The sequence below is a fragment of the Pseudarthrobacter linnaei genome (assembly GCF_055412825.1).
On the sequence record NZ_JBVAYX010000005.1, the window covers coordinates 105,974 to 129,188 of the forward strand.

General features: G+C 69.4%; 26 protein-coding genes and 1 pseudogene. 14 read left to right on the forward strand and 13 right to left on the reverse strand.

Annotated features, from left to right (window positions below):
* Positions 1-29 precede the first annotated feature (29 nt).
* The 4 genes from ACZYZ3_RS06955 (at position 30) to bcp (ending at position 3,221) form a co-directional block, all read left to right on the forward strand.
* Positions 30-191, forward strand: coding sequence for a hypothetical protein (locus ACZYZ3_RS06955; protein ID WP_463963094.1), 162 nt, complete (start codon positions 30-32; stop codon positions 189-191).
* Between the two features lie 31 nt (positions 192-222).
* Complete coding sequence (locus tag ACZYZ3_RS06960) at positions 223-1,023, forward strand: hydroxypyruvate isomerase family protein (RefSeq protein ID WP_463963095.1); 801 nt, start codon at positions 223-225, stop codon at positions 1,021-1,023.
* A 201-nt stretch (positions 1,024-1,224) separates the two neighbouring features.
* The gene (gene allB / locus ACZYZ3_RS06965) at positions 1,225-2,568 is read left to right on the forward strand and encodes an allantoinase AllB (RefSeq protein WP_463963096.1); all 1,344 of its coding nucleotides are present in this window, start codon (positions 1,225-1,227) and stop codon (positions 2,566-2,568) included.
* Between the two features lie 173 nt (positions 2,569-2,741).
* Positions 2,742-3,221 (forward strand): thioredoxin-dependent thiol peroxidase, encoded by a 480-nt coding sequence (gene bcp, locus ACZYZ3_RS06970; RefSeq protein ID WP_463963097.1) that lies wholly within the window; start codon positions 2,742-2,744, stop codon positions 3,219-3,221.
* 83 nt (positions 3,222-3,304) lie between these two features.
* Here the strand turns inward: bcp and ACZYZ3_RS06975 are convergent, their stop codons facing one another.
* Positions 3,305-4,153, reverse strand: a complete 849-nt coding sequence (locus ACZYZ3_RS06975; RefSeq protein WP_463963098.1) for a class I SAM-dependent methyltransferase — start codon at positions 4,151-4,153, stop codon at positions 3,305-3,307.
* A gap of 100 nt (positions 4,154-4,253) precedes the next feature.
* Between ACZYZ3_RS06975 and ACZYZ3_RS06980 the strand changes: the two genes are divergently transcribed.
* The 3 genes from ACZYZ3_RS06980 to purM all read left to right on the forward strand — a co-directional run bounded on the left by ACZYZ3_RS06980 (position 4,254) and on the right by purM (position 7,518).
* On the forward strand, positions 4,254-4,598 hold the full coding sequence (locus tag ACZYZ3_RS06980) for a hypothetical protein (RefSeq protein ID WP_463963099.1): 345 nt from the start codon (positions 4,254-4,256) through the stop codon (positions 4,596-4,598).
* Positions 4,599-4,663: 65 nt separating this feature from the next.
* The gene (purF, locus tag ACZYZ3_RS06985) at positions 4,664-6,349 is read left to right on the forward strand and encodes an amidophosphoribosyltransferase (RefSeq protein ID WP_463963100.1); all 1,686 of its coding nucleotides are present in this window, start codon (positions 4,664-4,666) and stop codon (positions 6,347-6,349) included.
* The gene (gene purM / locus ACZYZ3_RS06990) at positions 6,346-7,518 is read left to right on the forward strand and encodes a phosphoribosylformylglycinamidine cyclo-ligase (protein WP_463963101.1); all 1,173 of its coding nucleotides are present in this window, start codon (positions 6,346-6,348) and stop codon (positions 7,516-7,518) included. Before purF ends, purM begins: the two co-directional genes overlap by 4 nt.
* 80 nt (positions 7,519-7,598) lie before the next feature.
* Here purM and ACZYZ3_RS06995 read toward each other — a convergent pair whose 3' ends face one another.
* Positions 7,599-8,381, reverse strand: a complete 783-nt coding sequence (locus tag ACZYZ3_RS06995) for a VOC family protein (protein ID WP_463963102.1) — start codon at positions 8,379-8,381, stop codon at positions 7,599-7,601.
* Positions 8,382-8,503: 122 nt separating this feature from the next.
* Positions 8,504-8,737, reverse strand: coding sequence for a DUF3073 domain-containing protein (locus tag ACZYZ3_RS07000; RefSeq protein WP_282381218.1), 234 nt, complete (start codon positions 8,735-8,737; stop codon positions 8,504-8,506).
* Between the two features lie 719 nt (positions 8,738-9,456).
* Here ACZYZ3_RS07000 and ACZYZ3_RS07005 point away from each other — a divergent pair.
* Positions 9,457-10,017: a septum formation family protein gene (locus ACZYZ3_RS07005; protein ID WP_463963103.1), complete on the forward strand. Its 561-nt coding sequence runs from the start codon at positions 9,457-9,459 to the stop codon at positions 10,015-10,017.
* Between the two features lie 91 nt (positions 10,018-10,108).
* Here ACZYZ3_RS07005 and clpB read toward each other — a convergent pair whose 3' ends face one another.
* Positions 10,109-12,778, reverse strand: a complete 2,670-nt coding sequence (clpB, locus tag ACZYZ3_RS07010; RefSeq protein WP_463963104.1) for an ATP-dependent chaperone ClpB — start codon at positions 12,776-12,778, stop codon at positions 10,109-10,111.
* A gap of 595 nt (positions 12,779-13,373) precedes the next feature.
* On the opposite strand from clpB, the gene ACZYZ3_RS07015 reads away from it, so the two are divergent.
* Positions 13,374-13,898, forward strand: coding sequence for a carboxymuconolactone decarboxylase family protein (locus ACZYZ3_RS07015; RefSeq protein ID WP_463963105.1), 525 nt, complete (start codon positions 13,374-13,376; stop codon positions 13,896-13,898).
* Here the strand turns inward: ACZYZ3_RS07015 and ACZYZ3_RS07020 are convergent.
* Genes ACZYZ3_RS07020 through ACZYZ3_RS07035 form a run of 4 tightly spaced genes read right to left on the reverse strand, consistent with a single transcriptional unit; the run spans position 13,886 to position 16,952 of the window.
* Positions 13,886-14,935: a sulfate/molybdate ABC transporter ATP-binding protein gene (locus ACZYZ3_RS07020; protein ID WP_463963106.1), complete on the reverse strand. Its 1,050-nt coding sequence runs from the start codon at positions 14,933-14,935 to the stop codon at positions 13,886-13,888. The two genes, ACZYZ3_RS07015 and ACZYZ3_RS07020, sit on opposite strands and share 13 nt — an antisense overlap.
* Positions 14,932-15,774, reverse strand: a complete 843-nt coding sequence (locus ACZYZ3_RS07025; RefSeq protein WP_463963107.1) for an ABC transporter permease — start codon at positions 15,772-15,774, stop codon at positions 14,932-14,934. The genes ACZYZ3_RS07020 and ACZYZ3_RS07025 overlap by 4 nt, the downstream gene beginning before the upstream one ends.
* Before the next feature lie 6 nt (positions 15,775-15,780).
* Entirely contained in the window at positions 15,781-16,545 is a 765-nt protein-coding gene (modA, locus tag ACZYZ3_RS07030; RefSeq protein WP_463963108.1) for a molybdate ABC transporter substrate-binding protein, read from the reverse strand.
* The gene (locus tag ACZYZ3_RS07035) at positions 16,542-16,952 is read right to left on the reverse strand and encodes a TOBE domain-containing protein (RefSeq protein ID WP_463963109.1); all 411 of its coding nucleotides are present in this window, start codon (positions 16,950-16,952) and stop codon (positions 16,542-16,544) included. The genes modA and ACZYZ3_RS07035 overlap by 4 nt, the downstream gene beginning before the upstream one ends.
* Positions 16,953-17,069: 117 nt before the next feature.
* Here ACZYZ3_RS07035 and ACZYZ3_RS07040 point away from each other — a divergent pair, with 117 nt between their 5' ends.
* The 3 genes from ACZYZ3_RS07040 (at position 17,070) to ACZYZ3_RS07050 (ending at position 19,399) form a co-directional block, all read left to right on the forward strand.
* The gene (locus ACZYZ3_RS07040) at positions 17,070-17,222 is read left to right on the forward strand and encodes a BBE domain-containing protein (protein ID WP_463963110.1); all 153 of its coding nucleotides are present in this window, start codon (positions 17,070-17,072) and stop codon (positions 17,220-17,222) included.
* An 89-nt stretch (positions 17,223-17,311) separates the two neighbouring features.
* Positions 17,312-18,505, forward strand: a complete 1,194-nt coding sequence (locus ACZYZ3_RS07045; protein WP_463963111.1) for an AI-2E family transporter — start codon at positions 17,312-17,314, stop codon at positions 18,503-18,505.
* 24 nt (positions 18,506-18,529) lie between these two features.
* Entirely contained in the window at positions 18,530-19,399 is an 870-nt protein-coding gene (locus ACZYZ3_RS07050; RefSeq protein ID WP_463963112.1) for a DUF4031 domain-containing protein, read from the forward strand.
* Positions 19,400-19,524: 125 nt separating this feature from the next.
* Here the strand turns inward: ACZYZ3_RS07050 and ACZYZ3_RS07055 are convergent, their stop codons facing one another.
* Positions 19,525-20,037 carry an SRPBCC family protein gene (locus ACZYZ3_RS07055; protein WP_463963113.1) on the reverse strand — a complete coding sequence of 171 codons (513 nt, stop codon included), beginning with the start codon at positions 20,035-20,037 and terminating at the stop codon, positions 19,525-19,527.
* Positions 20,038-20,061: 24 nt separating this feature from the next.
* Entirely contained in the window at positions 20,062-20,475 is a 414-nt protein-coding gene (locus ACZYZ3_RS07060) for a YccF domain-containing protein (protein ID WP_463963114.1), read from the reverse strand.
* A 132-nt stretch (positions 20,476-20,607) separates the two neighbouring features.
* On the opposite strand from ACZYZ3_RS07060, the gene ACZYZ3_RS07065 reads away from it, so the two are divergent.
* Together ACZYZ3_RS07065 and ACZYZ3_RS07070 are read left to right on the forward strand one after the other, a co-directional pair.
* The gene (locus ACZYZ3_RS07065; RefSeq protein ID WP_463963115.1) at positions 20,608-20,766 is read left to right on the forward strand and encodes a hypothetical protein; all 159 of its coding nucleotides are present in this window, start codon (positions 20,608-20,610) and stop codon (positions 20,764-20,766) included.
* Between the two features lie 25 nt (positions 20,767-20,791).
* Complete coding sequence (locus tag ACZYZ3_RS07070; protein ID WP_463963116.1) at positions 20,792-21,187, forward strand: hypothetical protein; 396 nt, start codon at positions 20,792-20,794, stop codon at positions 21,185-21,187.
* Here the strand turns inward: ACZYZ3_RS07070 and ACZYZ3_RS07075 are convergent.
* The 3 genes and pseudogenes from ACZYZ3_RS07075 to ACZYZ3_RS07085 all read right to left on the reverse strand — a co-directional run bounded on the left by ACZYZ3_RS07075 (position 21,184) and on the right by ACZYZ3_RS07085 (position 23,048).
* Positions 21,184-21,753, reverse strand: a complete 570-nt coding sequence (locus ACZYZ3_RS07075; protein WP_463963117.1) for a YceI family protein — start codon at positions 21,751-21,753, stop codon at positions 21,184-21,186. The genes ACZYZ3_RS07070 and ACZYZ3_RS07075 overlap by 4 nt on opposite strands.
* A 119-nt stretch (positions 21,754-21,872) precedes the next feature.
* Positions 21,873-22,332: pseudogene (locus ACZYZ3_RS07080) on the reverse strand (LLM class flavin-dependent oxidoreductase); the annotation flags it as partial.
* 104 nt (positions 22,333-22,436) lie between these two features.
* The gene (locus ACZYZ3_RS07085; RefSeq protein ID WP_463963118.1) at positions 22,437-23,048 is read right to left on the reverse strand and encodes a phosphoribosylanthranilate isomerase; all 612 of its coding nucleotides are present in this window, start codon (positions 23,046-23,048) and stop codon (positions 22,437-22,439) included.
* Positions 23,049-23,215 lie beyond the last annotated feature (167 nt).

Consider the following 23,215-nt stretch of genomic DNA (forward strand, 5'->3'; position numbering starts at 1 on the left):
GGCTTGGCGGGTCTTGCTAGCCTGAGGGAGTGAAGTACGAGTCCTTGTGGATAGGAATGCTCGTGGGCGCCGCCCTCGGCTTCGCCATCGGCGTGGCCACCGTCGACAAGCCGTTCACCGGCCTGCTGATCGGCATTGCCGTCGGGGCGCTGGTGGGCCTGGCGGCCCGGAAGGACCCCTCGAAGGGGTAACCCCGGCCGCCCACACCGGAAAGAATCCACCATGACGTATTCCGTGAACTGCTCCATCCTGCTGACAGAACTGCCCCTGCTCGAGCGGCCCGCCGCGGCCAGGGCCGCCGGCTTCGACGCCGTCGAGTTCTGGTGGCCCTTCGCGTCGTCCGTGCCGGGCGACGCCGAGCTCACCCGCTTTGAGTGCGCGATCACCGACGCGGGCGTCCAGCTCGCCGCCCTCAACTTCAACGCCGGCAACATGCCCGACGGGGACCGGGGCCTGGTGTCCTGGGCGGGCCGCAGCTCAGAGTTCAAGGACAACATCGACGTCGTGGCCGGCATCGGCGGCCGGCTCGGGTGCAAGTTTTTCAATGCCCTCTACGGCAACCGGCAGGACGGGCACACCGCGGAGTCCCAGGACCACCTCGCGGTCGCCAACCTCGCGGCCGCGGCCGCCGGTGTCGCCAGCATCGGCGGGACCGTCCTGCTTGAACCGGTCAGCGGCGCCCCGCGCTACCCGCTGCGCACGGCCAAGGACGCGCTCCGGACCATCTCCCGCGTGTCGGCGGAAACGGGGGCGGAGAACATCAAGCTCCTCGCCGACTTCTATCACCTCTCCGTCAACGGCGACGACGTGGCCGCCGTCATCGAGAATCACGCCCCCGGGTTCGGCCACATCCAAATCGCCGACAACCCGGGCCGCGGGGCTCCCGGAACCGGCGAGCTGCCCCTTGGCGAATGGATCGCGCGCAGCCGCCAGCTCGGCTACGCGGGCTACATCGCGCTCGAATACAAGGCACCCGCCGAGACCGCCTTCGACTGGGTTACCCGCCAGCGCATGTCCTCCTGACCGCCCCGCACCGGCTTCGACGGAGCAGGCTGCGCACCGGGGGCAGCGACCGTGTGACATCAGGCTTCCGCGCGGTGCGTGCTTTGACGCAGACCGAAAGCAGGGTAGACACATCTATAGCGGAGGCGGCGGCGGCGCTCTTGGACCGGACGGAGCCTCGGCCCGCCAGCGGGACCGCGGCAGGAAGCAAGGAGCGCCTGAATGCCTGAAGAGACCTTCGACCTCGTCATCCGCGGCCGGCGCGTCCTCACACCGGACGGGTTCGCGCCGCGCGAAATGGGGGTGCGCGGCGGGAAATTCGTTGCCGTTGAACCGCTCGGCAGCGGGCTCTCCGGCGCCGAGGTCATCGAACTCGCGGACGGCGAAACCCTGCTTCCCGGGCTCGTGGACACCCACGTCCACGTCAACGAACCGGGCCGCACCGAGTGGGAGGGCTTTGCCTCGGCCACCCGGGCCGCGGCGGCCGGCGGCGTCACGACCATTATCGACATGCCGCTCAACAGCATCCCGCCCACCACAACGGTGGAATCCCTCAGCCTCAAGCGCGAGGTCGCCGAGGGCCAGGCTTTCGTGGACGTCGGGTTCTGGGGCGGAGCCGTTCCCGGTAACAAAGCGGACCTCGGCCCGCTGCATGACGAGGGCGTCTTCGGCTTCAAGTGTTTTCTGCTGCACTCCGGCGTCGAGGAGTTCCCCCACCTGGACGCCGAGGAGCTGGAAGAGGACCTGGCCGCACTCCAGTGCTTCGACGCGCTGATGATCGTCCACGCCGAGGACCCCCGCGCGATCGACCGTGCGCCGCACGCCGCCGGGCACGAGTACGCCAAATTCCTTGCGTCCCGGCCGCGCGGCGCGGAGAACAAGGCCATCGCCGAGGTGATTGAGCGCGCCCGCTGGACCGGTGCCCGCGCCCACATCCTGCACCTGTCCTCCTCGGACGCCCTCCCCATGATCGCTAGCGCCAAGCGCGACGGCGTCCGGCTTACCGTCGAGACCTGCCCGCACTATCTCACCCTGATGGCCGAGGAAATCCCCGACGGGGCCACCGCGTACAAGTGCTGCCCGCCGATCCGCGAGGCCTCGAACCGGGAACTGCTCTGGCAGGGCCTGCAGGACGGCACCATCGACTGCATCGTCTCCGACCACTCGCCCAGCACCCTGGACCTCAAGGACCTGGAAAACGGTGACTTCGCCGTGGCCTGGGGCGGGGTCTCTTCGCTGCAGCTGGGCCTGTCGCTGATCTGGACGGAGGCCCGGCACCGCGGCATTGCCCTGGAGCAGGTGGTGTCCTGGATGGCCCGGAGGCCCGCCGAGCTGGCAAGGTTGACAACCAAGGGGCAGCTGGCCCCGGGCTTCGACGCCGATTTCTCCATCTTCGCGCCCGACGAGGCCTTCGTGGTGGACGTCTCCAAGCTCAAGCACAAGAACCCCATCACCCCGTACGACGGCAAGGCACTCTCCGGCGTCGTACGCAAAACCTTCGTCCGCGGACAGGAGATCGACGGCCGCACACCGCGCGGCAGGCTGCTGCGCCGCGGTGCAAGCTGACGGCCCGGCAAAGGGGCAGGTCCCGTGGGTCGCGGAGTCAGACCTGCCCGGACCCCACACCAAGGTGCGCGGACCGGCGGAATACAGCATCTGAACCCGTGGTTGTGCATCGGCAGACCGCTTTCTCCGCAGAACTCCGCGGAAGAACCCTTTACAGACCCCGAAGGAACCCCATGAGCCCCCAACTGACCATCAAACTCCAGCCCGGAACCCCCGCCCCGGATTTTACGCTTCCGGACGCCGCGGGGCAGAAGGTCGCACTGGCCGACTACCGCGGCAAGAACGTCATCGTGTACTTCTACCCGAAGGCCGCCACCCCGGGCTGCACCACCGAGGCCTGCGATTTCCGCGACAACCTGGCATCCCTGCAGGGTTCAGGCTATGAAGTGCTGGGCATCTCCCCCGACGGGCCGGAGGCGCTGGCGCACTTCACCGGCGACTTCGCCCTGACCTTCCCGCTGCTCGCCGACGAGGACCACGCCGTGGCCCTCGCCTACGGCGCCTGGGGCGAGAAGCTGCTCAACGGCGAGGTCACTGAGGGGATCGTCCGCTCCACCGTGGTGCTCGACCCCGAGGGCAGGGTGACGCTGGCGCAGTACCAGGTCAAGGCGCAGGGCCACGTCGCCGCGCTGAAGGAAGAGCTCGGCGTCTAGGCACCCCGCGGTTGCGCGGCGCTGCCGGACCACGCGCACCCCCGATCCGCGCCGCGCCCGTCCGGAATTGCCGCGAAAACCAGCTAGGCCCGCGTCCCCGCCACGATGGTGGCCGCGGAACGGAGCCGGATGGCGCCGTTGTGCTCGTAGCGGCCCAGCAGCTGGAAGACCTCGGAGCGGATCAGCTCCCGGGACCCCGCGTCCGACCTGGCCAGTCCCATCGCCACGGTGGTCGCAATGTCGGTCATGAACTCCCAGTAGCGTTCCGGGGATTCGTGCACCAGGTCCGTGCTGACCTTCCGTTCGCTGACGTCGACCAGGCCGGCCTCGCGGAACATCCGGGACATCAGTCCCGCCGCGGAATACCGGAACAACCCCGGTGTCCCCGGGGGCGGCGGCGGGAGTTCCGTGTGGTGGGCCAGTGTGCCCAGGATCAGGCTGGCCCACGGGTTTTCCGCGGCCCGGCCCCACACGGCGGCCGTGATCCGCGCCCCGGGCCTGGCCGTCCGGACCATCTCCCGGAGCGCGGGCGAGATCGCGGGGAAGAACAGGAATCCGAAACGGCAAAACACGGCGTCGAAGGATTCGTCTTCCAGCGGCAGGGCGGCGGCATCGCAGACCTCGAAGCGCACGTTTTGAAGGCCTTTGGCCGACGCTTTGAGCTCGGCCACCTTGAGCATTCCGGCTGAAATGTCGGTCAGGACCACGTGGCCGTCCGGCACCAGGGCCGCTGCGGTGAGCCCGGGCTCGCCCGTCCCTGACGCAACGTCCAGCATCGAGGCACCCGGTTGCAGCCGCGCCTCCTCAATCAGGGCGTCGCCGAACGGGCCGTGCCAGCCGAGCAGTTCGGCGTCCCATTTCTGCCAGCCGGCCGCGAATTGGTCCCAGATGATGCGCTGCTGGTCACCGATGCTGTCTGCTGTGACTGACATGGTGCGACTCCTTACGCCCGGACCGCACCCTCCCCCACCCCTAGTGTGCCCCCGCCGCCCCGGCCGGAGCAATGGCTGGCGGGGCAGTAGGCTTAACGGCATGTCTACCCCCGAAAACCCCGGCACCGCAGGCGAACAGCACGTCCCCGAACGGCGCGAAGTCACCGTGCGCCGGGCGCCGAAGTACGTGCCGTTCCTGGTCCTGGGCGGGCTCCTGGGCTTCGCCGTGGCCGCCTTCCTCGCCTACGGGCTCCCGGGCGATGAAGCCTACGACGCCGGGGCCGTCTTCGGTTTCTTTATGATTCTGTGCGGCGCGGGCGGCGTCATCCTTGGCGGCGTCGCGGCGCTCATCCTGGACCGCCTGAGCGTCCGCAGCGCCCAGCGCGCCGTCGTCGAATCCGTTCCGGATTCCGCGCCCGAAACCGGGGACGAGCCGGGGGCCTGAACGGGCCTCAGGTCATAAACCGGCCGCCGGGAAAGTCCTAGCGCACAACGTGAGATAATCGACCAGTGGCACGCGGCGATGGAAAACTTTCTCATGACCTTCTCTCTGGCGAGAAAGGCCCCCAGGACGCATGTGGCGTCTTCGGGGTCTGGGCTCCCGGCGAAGAGGTTGCAAAACTCACCTATTACGGGCTGTATGCACTGCAGCACCGCGGTCAGGAGTCGGCTGGTATAGCCACCAGCGACGGCACGCGGATCAACGTCTACAAGGACATGGGACTCGTCTCCCAGGTCTTTGACGAGACCACGCTCAACACCCTGACCGGGCATCTGGCCGTCGGCCACTGCCGTTATTCCACCACCGGTGCCAGCCACTGGGCCAATGCGCAGCCCACCCTGGGCGCGACCGCGACCGGTACCGTGGCCCTGGCCCACAACGGCAACCTGACCAACACCGCCGAGCTCAAGGCCATGATCGTGGACCGCAACGGCGGCCACCTCACCGGTGAAATGAAGCAGGGCAACACCTCGGACACCGCCCTCGTCACCGCCCTGCTGGAGGGTGAAGAGGGCAAGTCGCTCGAACAGACCGCCATGGAGCTGCTGCCCAAGATCAAGGGCGGCTTCTGCTTTGTCTTCATGGACGAAGGCACCCTCTACGCGGCCCGCGATACGTACGGCGTCCGCCCGCTCTGCCTGGGCCGGCTGGAGCGCGGCTGGGTGGTCGCCTCCGAGCAGTCCGCCCTCGCCACCGTCGGCGCCAGCTTCATCCGCGAAATCGAGCCCGGGGAGTTCATCGCGATCGACGAGGACGGCGTCCGCTCCCAGCGCTTCGCCGAGGCGACGCCGGCAGGCTGCGTCTTCGAATACGTCTACCTCGCCCGCCCGGACGCCTCCATCGCGGGCCGCTCGGTGTACGAGTCCCGCGTGGAAATGGGCCGCCAGCTGGCCCGCGAGAACACCCAGGAAGCGGACATCGTCATTCCGGTGCCGGAGTCCGGCACGCCCGCCGCCGTGGGCTACGCCGAGGAATCGGGCATCCCGTTCGCCCACGGCTTCGTGAAGAACTCCTATGTCGGCCGCACCTTCATCCAGCCCTCGCAGACGCTGCGCCAGCTGGGCATCCGGCTCAAGCTCAACGCGCTGGAATCCGTGATTCGCGGCAAGCGCGTGGTGGTCGTGGATGACTCGATCGTCCGCGGCAACACACAGCGCGCCATCGTCCGGATGCTCCGCGAGGCCGGCGCCGCCAGCGTCCACATCAAAATTTCGTCCCCGCCAGTAAAGTGGCCGTGCTTCTACGGCATCGACTTCGCCTCCCGGGCGGAACTGATTGCCAACGGCGCCACAGTCGATGAGATCACCCAGGCCATCGGCGCCGACTCCCTGGCCTACATCTCCGAAGACGGCATGATCGGCGCCACACAGCAGCCGCGCGAACGCCTGTGCACCGCCTGCTTCACCGGCCAGTACCCGATTGAACTCCCGGGCGCCGACAAGCTGGGCAAGAACCTGCTCGAACGCACCGACCTTGGCGGGCTCCCCGCCGCCGCCGGAGATGCCGCCCTCGGCGCCGCAGCGTCGGAAACCGCCGCCGAAGCGGCCGCCGGTATCAGCGCCACCGAGGATCCGGCCGAGAAATCCGGTGCCACCGGCTGCGATCCGGGTCCGGACGCTGAATTCGAAGAACTGCTCACCGATGACGATCGCGTTGATCGACCCATTGCTGCCGACAAGAAAGAGCCCGTATGACTTCCGCCTCCCCGGCCGCTGACATGAACGCCGCCCAGAACACCGTCGGCATCACCTACGCCTCCGCCGGCGTCGACGTCGAAGCAGGCGACCGCGCCGTCGAACTGATGAAGGGCGCCATCAAGGCGACCCACAACTCCTCGGTGGTCGGCGGCGTCGGCGGCTTCGCCGGCCTGTACGACGTCTCGAGGCTGCTCACCTACAAGCGCCCGCTGCTGGCCACCTCCACCGACGGCGTCGGCACCAAGGTCGCCATCGCCCAGGCCATGGACATCCATGACACCATCGGCTTCGACCTCGTCGGCATGGTGGTCGATGACATCGTCGTGGTGGGCGCCGAGCCGCTGTACATGACCGACTACATCGCCTGCGGCAAGGTGGTCCCGGAACGCATCGCGGACATCGTCCGCGGCATCGCGGCCGCCTGCTCCGTGGCCGGCACCGCCCTGGTGGGCGGCGAAACCGCCGAGCACCCGGGCCTGCTGGGCGAGCACGAATACGACGTCGCCGGTGCCGCCACCGGTGTTGTCGAAGCCGCCGATTTGCTGGGCCCGGACCGTGTCCGCGCCGGCGACGTCGTGATCGGCATGGCCTCCTCCGGGCTGCACTCCAACGGCTACTCCCTGGTCCGCCGCGTCATCAACCACGCCGGCTGGGCCCTCGACCGCCACGTCTCCGAATTCAGCCGCACCCTCGGCGAGGAACTCCTGGAACCGACCCGCGTCTACGCCGCCGACTGCCTGGACCTGGCCCGCACCTTCCCAGTGAACGGCTCCGCAGCCGGCCAGGCCGTGCACGGCTTCAGCCACGTGACCGGCGGCGGCCTCGCCGCCAACCTGGCCCGCGTCCTGCCGCAGGGCCTGCTGGCCACCGTGGACCGCGCCACCTGGCAGCTTCCGGCCATCTTCCGGCTCGTCGCCGAGCTGGGCAACGTCCCGCTGGCCGACCTGGAGCGCACCCTGAACCTGGGCGTGGGCATGGTGGCGATCGTCTCCCCCGAGGCCGCCGACGCCGCCGTGAACCGGCTCAACGAGCGCGGGTTGCCGGCCTGGGTCATGGGCACCGTGGAGGAAAACTCGGACTCCATCGTCAAGACCGGACCGGACTACGTCCAGGGCGCCAAGGGCGTCGACGGCGGCGCCGTCCGGCTGGTCAACGCCTACGCCTGACCCCTCATCGAGTGCTCCGAAACGGCCGTTTGGCACCTCCAAAACGGCAGTTATGGAGCGCTCGATCTGTTTAACGCGGCTCAGACCTCCAGGATGCTGAACACGCCGCCCTGCGGGTCCTCGAGGGTGGCGATGGTGCCGGCTTCCTCGGCCTCGTCCGGTGCGATCAGGACGCTTCCGCCGGCAGCCTCGGCCGCCGCGACTGCCCCCGCGACGCTGGACACCCCGAAGTACACCTGCCACCCCGGCTTCAGCGTGCCCTCGGCATCCGCCGGAACCGCGGCGATGCCGGCGACCTCCGCGCCGTTGACCACCAGCGTGCTGTACTTGCCGCCGTCGTCCTGCGGGTACTCGGTCACGTCCTGGCCGAACACATGCTGGAAGAATCCGACGGCGGACTGCGGCTCGGGCGTCAGCAGTTCGGCCCAGGCCAGGGCGCCGGGCTCTCCGCCGCGGACGGTGCCGAAGTGGCTGCCGGCCTGCCAGGCGCCGGTGGTGCCGCCGCCGGGCGGGGCGAAGAAGACCATCACACCGGTGCCGCCCACCTCCTCGGGGCCAAACTCCAGGGTGCCGCCGGCGTGGACCAGACCGCCGGCGAGCTCCCGGGCGTCGGAGGACGCGAAGTAGACGTTCCACTGGCCGGGGGCTCCGGCGGCCTGCTGCTGTGGGTTCTGGGGTGCGATCACGGTGACCAGGTCCTCGTCCAGGAATGCCTGGGCGTAGCTCCGTCCGTCCGGGGTGGGCAGGTCCTCGAAGCGCCAGCCGAAGACCGCGGCATAGAACGCCTTGGCCGCCGCGACGTCGCTGGTCTGGAGGTCCGTCCAGCAGATTTCCCCCTCGGTGAAGCCCGTGCGCATGGTCATGGCGGTCCTTTCGGGTAGCAGAAAACCCGCCGGCCACTCCCATTGCTGGGAATGGCCGGCGGGCCTGAAATCATGTGGTCGGCAATCCGCTGGCGGAGGTGCATGCCGGAAAGAAGTGTCGACTAACCTATCCGACGGGAGTCTACCTCGTCGTCGTCCTCTTCCACATCGTCCGCGTACTTGTCCACATAGGCCGAATAATCCGGCTCGACAGGCTCACTCGAGAAACGACTCGGCGCACGGACCTCAGAGCTCTTGAGCTCACGCTGAAGAGCAGTGTAGTCAGTGTTCGGGGAGTAGTACTTGATGTCCCGAGCCTGCTTGGTAGCTTTTGCCTTTTGACGGCCGCGCCCCATGGCGTGACCCCCTTTTGTACTCGGACCGGAGGTGGTCACCATTGGCGTTGGTGAGGCCCCGGAATGTTTGGTCAATTTGTCGTACACCTAGATTACATGCTTTCAGCGGTAACTGCTCCCCGGGAAGGCCGCTCCCGGCGGTGTCGGGCGGACCGCCGCTCCGGACGGCTCCCCGGCGGCATGCAGGCCGCCCGGCATCTTCGATAGAGTTCCGTAGTGGACTTCCGGAAACGGGTCCCCCCGCCGGGCGTCCTGCCGCGGCCCAGATGCACGGAAGTGGTGAATTCTCAGTGACCGAAGAGAACGAAAGGCCCGGCAACGCCGGCATGCCTGGGGTTCCCCCGGCCGGTGGACCCGGCGCGCGGTCCGTGCCTGCTGCACCGTCTGCCGTGCCCCCGAAACCGTCGGCGCCGCCCACGTCCGCAACGCCCGTTGTGCCGCCAGCGTCCCCGCCAGGGATTCCGCCAGCCACCCGGCCGTCAAGTCAGCCAACTGCCCCGCCGGCCGCTCCGCCCACGCCGCTGCCCGCCCGCCCCTCCGCACCGCCGGTCAACGGGCCCGACGCCGGGCTGCAGCGAACCCGCCCCGCCGGGCGCGCCCCGTGGACCGCAGGTGCTGCAGGTGCTGCAGGTGCCGCAGGTGCTGCAAGTCCCGCAGGGAAAGCGCGCGCTGCAGGGACCGCTGCCGCGGCGGCCGCCGCTCTGGCAGGGGCCGGAAAGGTGGCCTCGGACAAAGCGTCACAGTTGGGCGGCTGGGTACGACGCCAGAGTTCCGCGCGGATCGGCGCCGCCGCAGCCGCCGCCGTCGTCGTCATGGGTCTGCTCATCTGGGGGCTAAGCTCGCTGGGCGGCGGCAGCAAGCAGCCCGTTGCGGACGCTGCCCTGACGGCCGCCGCGACGTCGGCCGCCCCCGCGAGCCGGGGACCGCTGCCTCTGGAGGGTGTCGGCCCGCTGGACTTCCAGCTCGGCGACTGTTTCAAGGATTTCGATCCGGAGGCGCCGCAGTCGACCATTGTGGACTGCGGCACGGGGCACTCGGCCCAACTGATCGCGATCGAGCGCTACGCCGACCCGGACTCCTATCCGGGCCGCGATCCGCTCAAGCAAAAGGCCCTGGACGTCTGCAAGGCCGCGCCCCTGACGGAGAAGCAGACCGGCTATGCGCTCACTTACAGGCTCGCCTACCCGAGCTCCTCGAGCTGGGACAACGGCGACCGCCGCGTGGACTGCTACGTGACCGCGGATGCCGGGAACGTCATCATGGAATCGCTGGTCCCCTAAAAGGGGTCCCGCCGGTCCTCCAGGGGGTTGTGCATAAAGAGGCCTGCCAGCCGGAGACGCTCCGGCTGGCAGGCCTTTGTTTAAGGCCGCGTTAGTCCTTGCGGCGGACGGAGAGCCCGCTGCCGGTGGAGGCGCCGCCGTCGGGCCGGTCCGAGGCGTCGACGCCGCCCACGGTCAGCTCCGTGAGGTCCGGCGCGGTGTCCACCAGCACGGTGTCGCCGTCGGTGATGTCGCCGGCCAGGATGGCCTTGGCCAGCCGGTCGCCGATTTCGCGCTGCACCAGGCGGCGCAGCGGCCGCGCCCCGTAGGCCGGGTCGAAGCCGGTCACCGCAAGCCAGGCGCGGGCCCCCTCGGTGACTTCCAGATTGAGCCGGCGGCCCTTGAGGCGTTCGCCCAGTTCCTTGACCTGCAGCTCCACGATCCGGGACAGCTCCTCGACGCTCAACGGGTCGAACAGCACCACTTCATCGAGCCGGTTCAGGAACTCGGGCTTGAAGGAGGCGTGCACGGTGGCCATGACGGCCTGGCGTTTGGCGTTGGCGTCCAGGGCCGGATCCACCAGGAACTGGCTGCCGAGGTTGGACGTGAGCACCAGGATCACGTTGCGGAAGTCCACGGTGCGGCCCTGGCCGTCGGTGAGCCGGCCGTCGTCGAGCACCTGCAGGAGGATGTCGAACACCTCGGGGTGGGCCTTCTCCACCTCGTCCAGCAGCAGCACGGAGTACGGGCGGCGGCGGACGGCCTCGGTGAGCTGGCCGCCTTCCTCATAGCCCACATAGCCGGGGGGCGCCCCGACGAGCCGGGCGACGGAGTGCTTCTCCGAATATTCGGACATGTCGATCCGCACCATGGCGCGTTCATCATCGAACAGGAAGTCCGCCAGGGCCTTCGCCAGTTCGGTCTTGCCGACGCCCGTGGGGCCGAGGAACAGGAAGGAGCCGGTGGGCCGGTTGGGGTCGCTGATGCCGGCCCGGGCCCGGCGAACGGCGTCCGAGACCGCGGTGACGGCTTTGGTCTGGCCGATGAGCCGCTCGCCGAGCACGTGCTCCATCTCCAGCAGCTTCTGGCTCTCGCCCTGCAGCATGCGGCCGGCGGGGATGCCGGTCCAGGCGGAAATGACCTCGGCGATGTCGTCGGCGGTGACCTCGTCGGCCACCATGAGCTCCTGCTTCGCACCGCCGCCGGCGATCCGCGCCGACTCTTCTTCGGCGGCGGCGTTCAATTCCCGCTCCAGGGCGGGGAGCTCGCCGTAGAGGATGCGGGACGCGGCCTCCAGATCACCTTCGCGCTGGTACTTTTCCGCGGCGGAGCGCAGTTCGTCGATCCGGGCCTTCAGGTCGCCGACGTGGTTCAGGCCCGCCTTCTCGGCTTCCCAGCGGGCGTTGAGCCCGGCGAGTTCCTCTTTCTTATCGGCCATGTCGGCCCTGAGTGCGGCCAGCCGCTCCACCGATGCGGGGTCGGTCTCGTTGGCCAGGGCCAGTTCCTCCATGGTCAGGCGGTCCACCTGGCGGCGCAGCTGGTCGATCTCCTCCGGGGCGGAGTCGATTTCCATCCGCAGCCGGGACGCGGCCTCGTCGACGAGGTCGATTGCCTTGTCCGGGAGCTGGCGGCCGGAGATGTAGCGGTTGGAGAGGGTGGCGGCGGCGACAAGGGCGGAGTCGGCGATGGCAACCTTGTGGTGCGCCTCATAGCGTTCCTTGAGTCCGCGCAGGATGCCGATGGTGTCCTCCACGCTCGGCTCCCCGACGTAGACCTGCTGGAAACGGCGTTCCAGCGCGGGGTCCTTCTCGATGTTTTCGCGGTACTCGTCCAGCGTGGTGGCACCGATCAGCCGCAGCTCGCCGCGGGCCAGCATGGGCTTGAGCATGTTCCCGGCGTCCATGGAGCTGTCCCCGGACGCGCCGGCCCCCACCACGGTGTGGATCTCGTCGATGAAGGTGACGATCTGGCCCTCGGAGCCCTTGATTTCCTCCAGGACGGCCTTGAGCCGTTCCTCGAATTCGCCGCGGTACTTGGCGCCGGCCACCATGGACGCGAGATCCAGGGCGATAAGGGTTTTGCCGCGCAGGCTTTCAGGCACGTCGCCGGCGACGATCCGCTGGGCGAGGCCTTCGACGACGGCGGTCTTGCCCACGCCGGGTTCGCCGATGATGACGGGGTTGTTTTTGGTCCGGCGGCTCAGCACCTGGATGATCCGGCGGATCTCGGCGTCGCGGCCGATCACCGGGTCCAGCTTGCCGGAGCGGGCAATCGCGGTGAGGTCGGTGCCGTACTTCTCCAGGGCCTGGAAGGTGTTTTCGGGGTCGGCGGTGTCCACTTTGCGGTCGCCGCGGACACCCGGGAGGGCGGCGAGCAGGGCCTCGTGGGAGGCGCCGGCATCGCGCATCAGCTTGCCGACGGCGTCACTTCCGGACGCGAGCCCCAGCAGCAGGTGCTCGGTGGACACGAACGTGTCCCCGAGCCGCTCGGCCTCGTTCTGGGCGTTCTTGATGGCCTGCAGGGCGGTGCGGGACAGCTGCGGCTGCTGCACCGAACTGCCGGAGGTGGACGGCAAGGCCTTGATCGCGGTGCTGGCCTGGACGCTGACGGCATCCGGGTCCGTGCCTGTGGCGCGCAGGAGCGCCACGGCCACACCCTCGCGCTGGTCCATCAGCGCCTTCAGCAGATGGGCGGGCTCGAGCTGGGGGTTGCCCGCCGTCGAGGCATTCATGGCGGCTGCCGCAAGAGCCTCCTGGCTCTTGGTGGTGAATTTGGCGTCCAAAGAGAGCTCCTTCCGGGAACATGCTGATATTAAAGTTGAGTCTACTCCGCTCAACTTTGCAGGGGGTCCCTTTGGCTCCATGTTTGCCGACGGCGAAACTGCTGTCTAGGGCCGGAGTCCCCCGGGACACACCCACCCACCCCGGGGGACATGCCCCCCGTGCGCACGAGGGGCTGGACATATCCCCGATATGCCCACTCCCGGGGCCCAGGAATGGACATGTCCCCAAGGGCTGGAGCGCAGGAATGGACATGCCCCCTGCGCGGGGTGGGGGCCAGGTCTGGGAATGGACATGCCCTCCGCGCGGGCGGGCGGCCGGACATAGTCCCGATATGCCCACTCCTCGGGCGCAGGAGTGGACATGCCCCGAGGGAGTGCACTGCGGACCAGACCCCGTTAAACCCATTCGACGGTCGACTCCCCCAAGGAGCCGGCCGTCGATTGATGGGCGCTGGTACGACGTCGGCGGACCAGTTCCGTGGAGCTGCCCAGGAAGCCGCTTCCATGACATTTTGTGGTTCTTGCATCTTGTCATACATATGACAGATCTGTCACGCACCATTTTTTGAAGTTTTCCGTGGGTAGTCTTTTGACCATGGATGAGAAAGCGGCAGCGCAGCACCACCCCACCCGGTCCATCTTTCTGGACAAGGAGCACCCGGCCGCCTGGCGGGCCCTCAACGGACTGGGCCTGAAAGCCAAGGAGGCCGCGGACGAGGCCGGCCTGGACCGGACGCTGATCGAGCTGCTGAATGTCCGCATCTCGCAGATCAACGGCTGTGCCTACTGCCTGGACCTGCACGTGGGCGACGCCGTGAAAAACGGCGAATCCGCCCAGCGCCTGGCCGTCCTGCCGGCCTGGCGGGACACGGACCTCTTCACCGAGACGGAACGTGCAGCACTGACCCTGGCCGAGGCCATCACCAACATCTCGGACGCCCGGGCCCGCGAGCACGAGGGCGCCGCCGCCCGGAAGCACCTCACGGACGGGCAGTTCTCCGCCATCAGCTGGCTGGTGATCGCCATGAACGCCTTCAACCGGGTGTCTATCGTCAGCCAGCACCCCGTCCGCAAGGACCGCGGGGAGCCCGGCGCCGCCGGCCGCCGTCAGGCCGGATAGATCGACACCACCGCCGCCTTGACCACGAAATAGACCTCAAGGCCCGGCGCCAGCCCGAGGTCCGCGGACGCGGCAGGGGTCACGTCCGCGGTCAGCTCGCCGGCGCGGACCCGGATCTGGTCCCCGTGCGGCTCCAGGTCCGTGACCGTGACGCGGAACGAGTTCCGCGGGCTGCCGTGCGCCTCGTCCAGGAACACCGACACGGCCGACGGCGGGAACGCCGCCACGCCGGCCTGCCCGGGAACCAGCGGGGCGTCGTGCTGGCCCGCGAACTCCAGGCCCTCGGACGACCGGATCCCGGCGGGAGTCACGGTCCCCGCCACCAGGTTCAGCCCGGCCAGCCCTGCGGCGAAGCGGCTGCGCGGCCGCCGGAGGACCTCGCGGGTGGGCCCGTCCTCGGTGATCCGGCCCTCCTCCATCACGATCACCCGATCCGCCAGCATGTAGGCGTCCAGGACGTCATGGGTGACGATGATGGCGCGCCGCCCGGCGAGCACCCGCTTGAGCAGCCGACGCAGCAGCGGAGCCGCGTGGATGTCCAGGGCGGAGAGGGGCTCGTCCAGCAGGAGTATCTCGGGGTTCACGGCCAGGGCACGGGCCGCCGCCACACGCTGCGCCTGCCCGCCGGACAGCTCCCCGGGCCGGCGGTCGGCGAGGTCGGCGGCGTCGACCTCGGCCAGCCAGTGCCGGGCGGTCTCCCGGGCGTCGCGCTTCGCAACCCCCGCGCTCCGCGGCCCGAAGGCGACGTTTTCGAGGGCGCTCAGGTGCGGAAACAGCAGCGGGTCCTGGGCCAGCAGGGCGGTTCCGCGGCGGTGCGGCGCGGTCCAGGTGTGCACACCGGGACCGAGCTCGAACAGCACCCGGCCGTTCACTGCGGCCCGGCCGGTGTCCGGACGGAGCAGCCCGGCGACCACGGAGAGCAGCGTGGATTTCCCGGCCCCGTTCGGGCCGAGCACGGCCACCGTCTCGCCCGGCGCCAGGCTCAGCGACACCTCAAAACGGCGGGCGGCGAGGGCGGCGTCGAGCGTGAACGTCACGCCGCCACCCGCCCTCGGGTGCCGGGGCGGGCCGTCCCGCCGCCGGAACCGGCGGGCGCGGGCCCCCGGTAGGAGAGCCCGACGACGACGACCGCCACGACGACCAGCAGCAGGGACAGCGCGACGGCGGCGTCGGCGTCGGTCTCCCGCTGCAGGTAGATCTCCAGCGGCAGCGTGCGGGTGACGCCCTGCAGGCTGCCGGCGAAGGTGAGCGTGGCGCCGAATTCGCCCAGGCTCCGGGCGAAGGAGAGCACGGCCCCGGATGCGAGCCCGGGCAGGACCAGCGGCAGGGTGACCCGGCGCAGCACGGTGGTGGGGCGCGCACCGAGGGTCGCAGCGACGGCCTCGTACCGGCTGCCGGCCGACCGGAGGGCGCCTTCGAGGCTGACCACCAGGAACGGCAGGGCCACGAAGGTCTGGGCGAGCACCACCGCCGTCGTCGTGAACGCGATCTGGATGCCGGCGATTTCGAGGCTCTGCCCCACGAGGCCCTGGCGGCCGAAGGCATACAGCAGCGCGATGCCGCCCACCACAGGGGGCAGCACGAGCGGCAGCAGGACGAAGGACCGCAGCAGCCGCTGGCCGGGGAAGTCACCGCGGGCCAGCACCAGCGCCAGCGGCACCCCGAACAGCACACACAGCACCGTGCTCGCGGCGGCCGTGCGGAGGCTGAGCCCCAGGGCGGTGAGCGAGGATTCCGAGGTGATGAGCGGGATGAACTGCGGCCAGTTGACCCGACCCAGCATGGCCGCAAGCGGCAGCAGCACCAACAGCGCCCCGACGGCGGCCACGGCCACGACCCAGCGCGGAATCCCGTTGTAGGTGCTGTCCCTCCGCATGCGCACCTAGGGGGTTCCGAAGCCGGCGCCGCGGAGGAGCCGCTGGCCGTCGGGACCCATCACGGCCTCGATGAAAGTGGCCGCGAGTTCCTTGTGCTGGCCGGTCCGCACCGCCGCGATCGGATAGGTGTTCACGGCCTGCGCCGACTCGGGGAAGGGGACTTCCTGCACTTTGTCCCGGGCGGTCCTAACATCCGTGACATAGACCAGCCCCGCATCGGCCTCCCCCGAGGTGACTTTTCCCAGGACATCGGTCACGGACGATTCCTCGCTGACCGGCTTCAGCGTGACGCCGGTGTCCTGCTCGACCGCCTTCGCGGCCGCGCCGCAGGGGACCTGCGCCGCGCAGATGACCGTCCTGACGCCGGGCCGGGCGAGATCGGCAAAGGAGGCGATGGACGTGGGGTTCCCCGGGGGCACGGCGATGGTCAGCACATTGCTCGCGAAGTCCCGGGACGGGCCCTCCACCAGTCCCGCGCCGCTCAGCCTGGCCATGGTGTTGGCGTCGGCTGCGGCCAAGACATCCGCCGGGGCGCCCTGGCTGATCTGGGTGGCGAGGTCGGAGGACCCGGCGAAGCTGAGGGTCACGGTGGTTCCGGGGTTCGCGGCCTCGAACTGCTCGGCGAGCGCCGTGAAGGGGGCCCTGAGGGAAGCCGCTGCGAAGACGGTGACGGTCCTGCCGGCATCCCCAGCCGGTGCGGCGCAGCCCGCCAGGGCGGCGGCAGCAACTCCTGCCGCCAGCGCGGCGGCGGACCAGGGTGCGGGCCTCAAACGGCCCCCTTGCCTTTGGGCGTTTCGATGATCACCGTGGTGGCCTTGACGACGGCGGTCGCAACCGAGCCAAGCTCCAGGCCAAGCTCCCGCACGGCCTCGCTGCTCATCAGGGACACCACCCGGAACGGCCCGCACTGCAGTTCCACCTGGGCCATGACGGTGTCGGCGGTGATCGCCGTGACGAGGCCGGTGAAGCGGTTGCGGGCCGAGCTGCCCGCTTTGGCCGGATCAGCCGGAAGCTGGGCCTGCTCCCGGGCGAGCCGCGCGAGTTCCAGCCCGTCGACGGCGAGCCGGCCGGCGTCGTCCTTGAGCGGGGTCAGGCTGCCGTTCTCCGTCCAGCGCCGGATGGTGTCATCGCTGACACCCAGCAGCCGGGCCGCTTTGGACACTCGAATATTGGGCATAGGTACACTCTAGTCCGCATTTGCGGTCTGGAGGGGGCTACCTCGCCGCAGATCGGAATCCGACCGCAGAAGTGGACGGTTGTCCCTGAGGACATCGCACCCTCCTCGACCGGGGGCGTGCGGCTGAACTTCATCGGCGACGAGGGCCAGGAACGGGTCCGGGCCGCCTCCGGGGACGAGAACTACGCCCGGCCGGGCGGGGTGAAACGCGAGTTCGACCCGGGGAACACCTTCCGCGGCAACCAGAACATCGGTCCCGCCACTTCCTGATGAACGGGCCAGTCCCCGCGGGCTGGGACCTCCGGCTGTGAGACGGTTGGTAAGTATCATGACCATCCGATAGTGGGAGACAAAGCAGCATGGGCAGCCCGGACAAGACAACCCCCTGGAACGACAGCCTGGGCCGCGCCAGCACGAGGACCGCGCAGGTCCTCCTGCTGCTGGTTCTGACCGTGGTCGTGGTGTACGCCCTGATCCAGGTGCGGCTCGTGGTGATTCCGGCGCTGCTGGCGCTGATCCTTGCCGCCGCGATCGCACCCTTCGTCCACTGGCTGCGCCGCCGCGGCTGGCCCAGCACCGCCGCCACCACCGTGTCGTTCGTGGCGCTCCTGCTCGCGTTCGGGGCTGTGATCACCGGCATCGTCTTCGCCGTCATGAGCCAGGCGGACGAACTGGCCAGCAAGGCCACGGAGGGCTTCGACCGCGTCTACGACTTCATCCGCACCGGCCCCATCCCCATCGATGACCAGCAGATCCAGCAGGCGCGCGACGCCGCCATCGACTTCGCCACCAGCAGCACCGTCGGCGCGGGCGCCATCTCCGGGCTCAGCGCGGCCGGCAACTTCATCACCGGAGCCGTACTCATGGCGGTGATCCTGTTCTTCTTCCTGAAGGACGGCGAAAGCATCTGGGCGTTCATGCTGCGGGCCTTCAAGGGCGAGAAGCTGGTCAGGGCACGCCGCTCCGGGGAGCGGAGCCTCAACGTGCTCGGCGGCTACGTGCGCGGCACCTCCATCGTCGCCTTCGTGGACGCGTTCTTCATAGGCCTGGCGCTGGTGATCATGGGAGTGCCGCTCGCGCTGCCGCTCGCCGCGCTGACCTTCATCGGAGCCTTCATCCCGCTGATCGGCGCCACCCTGGCCGGCATCCTCGCGGCGCTCGTCGCGCTGGTCGCCAACGGCCCGCTCGCGGCCCTGGTCGTCATCATCGTCGTGATCGTCGTCAACCAGCTGGAGGGCAACTTCCTGCAGCCCGTGGTGATGGGCCAGGCGCTCAACGTCCACGCCCTCGTCATCCTGCTGGCCCTCACAGCCGGCACCATCCTTGCCGGCATCATCGGCGCCATCCTTGCCGTCCCCCTCGTGGCGGTGGCCTGGGCCGCGATCAAGGCCTGGAACTCAGGAGGCGAGATCACGCCTGCGGAGATCGCCGAAGCCGAGCATGAGACCCAGCTGAATGAAAAGGGCGAAGGCGTGCGCTCCAAGCCGCTCCGTGCGCGGACCCAGGCGGAGCAGCAGTCCGACACTGCCGCTGCTGACGCCAGCCAGGGCTGATCCGCGGCCGGATTAGACTTCCCCATGCCCATTTACCTGGACCCTCCGCTCTGGCCGGCGCACGGGACACACTTCTCGCACCTGGTCTCGGACACCTCGCTGGAGGAACTGCACGCCTTCGCGGCGGCGGCCGGCATCCCGGCCAGGGCGTTCGACGGCGACCACTACGACGTCGCCGAAGCCCGCTACAGCGCCCTCGTGGCCTCCGGGGCCGTGCCGGTCGAGGGACGGGTCCTGGTCCGCAAACTGATCGCCAGCGGCCTGCGGATCCCGGCCCGGCAGCGCAGCGGCTCGCTCAAACTCCCCCTGTTGACACGCTGGAACACCGTCCTGCCCGGCCACGACGCGCTCTTCCTGGACCTGCTGGACCGCTGGGGCGAGGAGCACCGGAAGTACCACGGCCGCACGCATCTGCTGGCGGTCCTGGAGGCCCTGGACCTCCTCACCGGGCCCGCCGGCCCGCCCCGCACCGTGCTGCTCGCCGCCTGGTTCCACGACGCTGTCTACCGCGGCATCGCGGGCCAGGATGAGGAGGAGTCGGCCCGGCTCGCCGAGGACCGGCTGGCCCGCGCCGGGCTTCCCGCGGCCGAGGTGGACGAGGTGGCCCGGCTGGTGCGGATGACGGCGGACCACCAGCCGGAAACCGGCGACGGGGCCGCCGCCCTGCTCAGCGACGCCGACCTCTCCGTGCTCGGCGGGGCGCCGGCAGCCTACGCCCGGTACCTGGCCGCCGTCCGGCAGGACTTTGCGCACATCGGCGACGACGACTTCGACGTCGGCCGCGCCGATGTCGTCCGCCAGCTCCTGCGGCTGGATCCGCTATTCCACACCCAACGGGCCCGGGAGCTGTGGCTGGACTCGGCGCGGCGGAACCTGCAGGCCGAACTCCGGTAGGTTCACCCGGCACACAGCCAGCGTCCGGCCGCAATTCAACAGCAACGCGGGGTCACTTAGCGCCCATACATCCCCTTGGTATGGGCGTTATGTGACCCCGCGTTGTCTGGTGTTGCCTTGGTCGGTCAGGGGTCGCGGCGGAGGTGGTCGGCGAGCCGGTCGAAGGACTCGCGCCAGCCGACGCCCTGGCCGTCGCGGTTCTCGATCGAGTCGAAGGGGCCCTGGAAGAACGTCATCCGGGTGCCGCCGTCGATCTCCTCCAGCTGGAAGGTCACCTCGGTCTCAAAGCCGCGGGTGCCGTCCGGCTTGTCCCAGGCATGGGTGAAGATGAAGAGATTGGGCGGTTCGATGTCCGTGTGGACGCCGCTCCACCAGTGTTCTTCCCCGGTGCTGTCCTGGATCATGCAGGCCCGGTAGAGGCCGCCGATCTCCAGGTCCGCGTCGATGCTCGGGCGGGGAACGTGGAACCCGCGCGGACCCCACCAGGCCGCTGCCTGGTCCGGATCCGTCAGGGCGGACCACACCCGGGCGATGGGGGCCTGGAATTCGCGGGTGATGACCAGCATGAGGTCCTCGGGCGGAGCGGCGGACCCACCCTGGCCGGACGCTGCGGGAACGGCTGTGACGTGCTCGGACATTGCGGGGCTTCTCCTCTACAACGGTTAGCGGTAGGCCTTGCTGTAGGCCGTCACAAAGGGCTTGTCGGTCGGGACGATCTGTTTGCCCAGCGGCATGAGCGAGACCGGAATGAGCTTGAGATTGGCGATGGCCAGCGGGATGCCGATGATGGTGACGGCCATGGCGAAGGCGGTCACGACGTGAGCGATCGCGATCCAGATGCCGGCGACGAGCAGCCAGATGACGTTCCCGAGCAGCGAGAACACGCCCGTGCCGCCCGGACGGTCCACCACCGTGCGCCCGAACGGCCAGAGCGCATAGTTGGCAATGCGGAACGACGCGATCCCCCACGGGATGGTGACGATCAGCAGGCAGCAGATGATCCCGGCCACAAAGTAGCCGAGCGCGAGCCAGAGCCCGCCGAAGAGCAGCCAGATGATGTTAAGCAATGTCTTCATGGCTCCATTCTCCCCCGCCGGAGGCCGATCCGGGCTAGGGGTTCACCCTGAACAATTCCTGAAATGTGTCCCGTGACGCTGACGGCGGGCACGGAGCTTTGCGTACGCACGAAAGGGCACAATACTGGGAGCATGCCTGCACTCCTGAAGATTGCCCTGATCGTTGCGCTCATCCTGCTGGTCGTCGGGCTTGTGGTGGAGGCCGTGCAGTTCCTGCTCTACGTGGGCCTCCTGGTCCTGATGGGCGCCGGCATCATGTTCTTCCTGCGCCGCTCGCGCGTCACGCGCTGACGCCGCCCGCCCGGGACACGCGCAGATGACAAGCATCGGGGACCTGCTGGGCCCCATTCTCGAAGTCATGACGTGGGTGGGTTTCGTGCTGGGCCTGCCGCTGCTGGTGTGGGGCTGGATTCTGCGGCGGCGCCATTGCGAGTGGGCCGGGACCACCGGCAAAGTGATCAGCGCCGGCGGTTTCACGGGTTACAGCTGGACGGACCACCACGACGCCGACCACCGGTCCCTGCTGCCGGCGGCCGAGTCGCACGGCCTGGTGGTGGGGTCCGACGTCGACCTCTACTATGACGTCTGCCACCCGTCCCGCTGGGGACTCACCCCGCCGAAGCCGGACAATGCCGCCTGGGCCGTGGGCTGGATCCTCACCGGGGTGGGGATCGTTTCCACGGTCGGCGGCTTCGTCCTGCTGCTTTTCTAGACGTTCGACCGCCCGGCTGGCTGCTCCTGCTTCACCATGGCCGCCTCGACATTGATCTTGACCTTGTCGCTGACCAGCAGCCCGCCGGCCTCTAGCGCGGCGTTCCAGGTCAGGCCGAATTCCTTGCGGCTGATGTCCGCCTCCGCACTGAACCCGGCCCGGGTGGCGCCGAACGGGTCCACCGCGATCCCGGTGAATTCAACTTCCAGGTCCACCGGTTTGGTGACGCCGCGGATGGTGAGGTCGCCGGTCAGCACGTAGTCCTCGCCGTCGCCCCTGATGCCGGTGGCACGGAACGTCATGTCCGGATACTTTTCGACGTCGAAGAAGTCAGCGCCGCGGACGTGGGCGTCGCGGTTGGCATCGCCCGAGTCGAAGCTGGCGGTCTTGATGCCGGCATGCAGGCTGGAGTCGGCGAGGGATTCGCCGACATGGGCTTCCGCCGCGGCCTCGTTGAAGCGGCCCCGGACCTTGCTGATGCCGGCGTGGCGGACCGTGAAGCCGACTTCGCTGTGGGACAGGTCCAGTGTCCAGACGCCGGGGGTCAAACCTTCGGGCAGGGTCACAACGGTCTCCTTCGCAGGTGGCGGGCCGGGCCCGCCGGGTCATCGGGGTACTCCCCCACAGAGCCATGCTAGCCACGGCGCCGCGGCCCGGCCAGCCTTCCACGGAACCGGAGGGGCCGCTACAGCCGCGCCTTGGGCGCCCAGCCGATCGCCGGGGCGATGTCCCGGACCGCGGTGCCCAACAGCTTGGCGTTGAAGTCCACACCCAACTGGTTGGGGACGGTGAGCAGCGGGGTGTCGGCGTCCCGCACCGCGGCGTCGGCGGCCAGTTCCTCGGCAATGGCGTCAGGGGCGCCCACGTAGCTCCGGCCGAAACGGGCCACCAGGCCGTCGATCACCCCGACCTGGTCGCGTTTCTCCCGCAGGGCGCTGAGACCGAAGAACCGGCGGTCCTCCTCGTCGACGATCGGCAGGACGCTGCGGCTCACCGAGACGCGCGGTTCACCGAGACGCGCGGTTCATGCCGATGGCCGGTGGCGGCCCAGGCCTGCCGGAACATGCCGATCTGCTCGGCCTGAAGCTGGTCGAAGGGCACCCCGTGTCCTCGGTGAGCAACGTGGAGCTCATCAGGTTCATGCCCGGGCCCCCAATGCCCGAAGGACAAGAATCCGATGCGCAACATGTAAGGACCAACACGGGAGGGTCCGCCGGCATTCCTGCCGCGGAGTTCAGGGTTTCGCAGTTCAGGGTTTCGCGGCCGGGGGCTTTGCCGCCGCCACGAAGTCCCGGATCTTGCCCAGGTCCTTCACCCCTCGGGAGGACTCGACACCGGAAGAGACGTCCACGCCCCAGGCACCTGCCTGCGCGGCGGCGCCGGCGACGTTGGCGGGATCGAGCCCGCCGGCCAGCAGCCAGTTGCGCCCCGCCAGCCCCTTGTCGCGGACCAGGGCGTAGTCCCAGGCCTCGCCGGAGCCGGGGACGGCGGCGTCGATCAGGAGCAGGTCCTCGCCCCAGTCCGCGAACGCCTCGGGCGCGGCGGACATGGTGACGGCCCGGATGAGCCTGAACCCGGCGTCGTGCACGGTGCGCACGTCCGCGGGGGTGCGGTCGCCGTGCAGCTGGACCCAGCCCAGCCCGGCCTCGCCGGCCAGCGCGACGGCGTCCGCCGCGGCTTCGTGCCGGAAGACGCCGACGGCGGGGACGCCGGCCGGGACGTGGGCCCGGAGTTCCCGTGCCTGCGCCGGCGTCACTTCGCGGGGGCTGCGGGTCAGGACGAAGCCGACGGCGTCCGCCCCGGCCGCCGCCGCGGCCCGGACCGACTCGGGGGTGCTGAGCCCGCATACCTTGACGAACATTCGGGTTCCTTCTTCGGTGTTTACCTTGTTTCTGCCTCCGACGTTAGCAAGGACCGGGGCAAGACGGGCGCCTCACCTGTCCCCGAGGTTGGATTCGGCGCCCGTGTTGGTCCAGAACATGGGCGAGAAGTCGGACCTCGACGCTGCTGGCAGCGGCCGGGGCCCCC

Coding starts and splice junctions, on each gene's coding strand:
- ACZYZ3_RS06960 (WP_463963095.1), top strand. CDS start 223: ATGACGTATTCCGTGAACTGCTCCATCCTGCTGACAGAACTGCCCCTG.
- allB (WP_463963096.1), top strand. CDS start 1,225: ATGCCTGAAGAGACCTTCGACCTCGTCATCCGCGGCCGGCGCGTCCTC.
- bcp (WP_463963097.1), top strand. CDS start 2,742: ATGAGCCCCCAACTGACCATCAAACTCCAGCCCGGAACCCCCGCCCCG.
- ACZYZ3_RS06975 (WP_463963098.1), bottom strand. CDS start 4,153: ATGTCAGTCACAGCAGACAGCATCGGTGACCAGCAGCGCATCATCTGG.
- ACZYZ3_RS06980 (WP_463963099.1), top strand. CDS start 4,254: ATGTCTACCCCCGAAAACCCCGGCACCGCAGGCGAACAGCACGTCCCC.
- purM (WP_463963101.1), top strand. CDS start 6,346: ATGACTTCCGCCTCCCCGGCCGCTGACATGAACGCCGCCCAGAACACC.
- ACZYZ3_RS06995 (WP_463963102.1), bottom strand. CDS start 8,381: ATGACCATGCGCACGGGCTTCACCGAGGGGGAAATCTGCTGGACGGAC.
- ACZYZ3_RS07000 (WP_282381218.1), bottom strand. CDS start 8,737: ATGGGGCGCGGCCGTCAAAAGGCAAAAGCTACCAAGCAGGCTCGGGAC.
- ACZYZ3_RS07015 (WP_463963105.1), top strand. CDS start 13,374: ATGGATGAGAAAGCGGCAGCGCAGCACCACCCCACCCGGTCCATCTTT.
- ACZYZ3_RS07025 (WP_463963107.1), bottom strand. CDS start 15,774: ATGCGGAGGGACAGCACCTACAACGGGATTCCGCGCTGGGTCGTGGCC.
- ACZYZ3_RS07035 (WP_463963109.1), bottom strand. CDS start 16,952: ATGCCCAATATTCGAGTGTCCAAAGCGGCCCGGCTGCTGGGTGTCAGC.
- ACZYZ3_RS07045 (WP_463963111.1), top strand. CDS start 17,312: ATGGGCAGCCCGGACAAGACAACCCCCTGGAACGACAGCCTGGGCCGC.
- ACZYZ3_RS07050 (WP_463963112.1), top strand. CDS start 18,530: ATGCCCATTTACCTGGACCCTCCGCTCTGGCCGGCGCACGGGACACAC.
- ACZYZ3_RS07055 (WP_463963113.1), bottom strand. CDS start 20,037: ATGTCCGAGCACGTCACAGCCGTTCCCGCAGCGTCCGGCCAGGGTGGG.
- ACZYZ3_RS07060 (WP_463963114.1), bottom strand. CDS start 20,475: ATGAAGACATTGCTTAACATCATCTGGCTGCTCTTCGGCGGGCTCTGG.
- ACZYZ3_RS07065 (WP_463963115.1), top strand. CDS start 20,608: ATGCCTGCACTCCTGAAGATTGCCCTGATCGTTGCGCTCATCCTGCTG.
- ACZYZ3_RS07070 (WP_463963116.1), top strand. CDS start 20,792: ATGACAAGCATCGGGGACCTGCTGGGCCCCATTCTCGAAGTCATGACG.
- ACZYZ3_RS07085 (WP_463963118.1), bottom strand. CDS start 23,048: ATGTTCGTCAAGGTATGCGGGCTCAGCACCCCCGAGTCGGTCCGGGCC.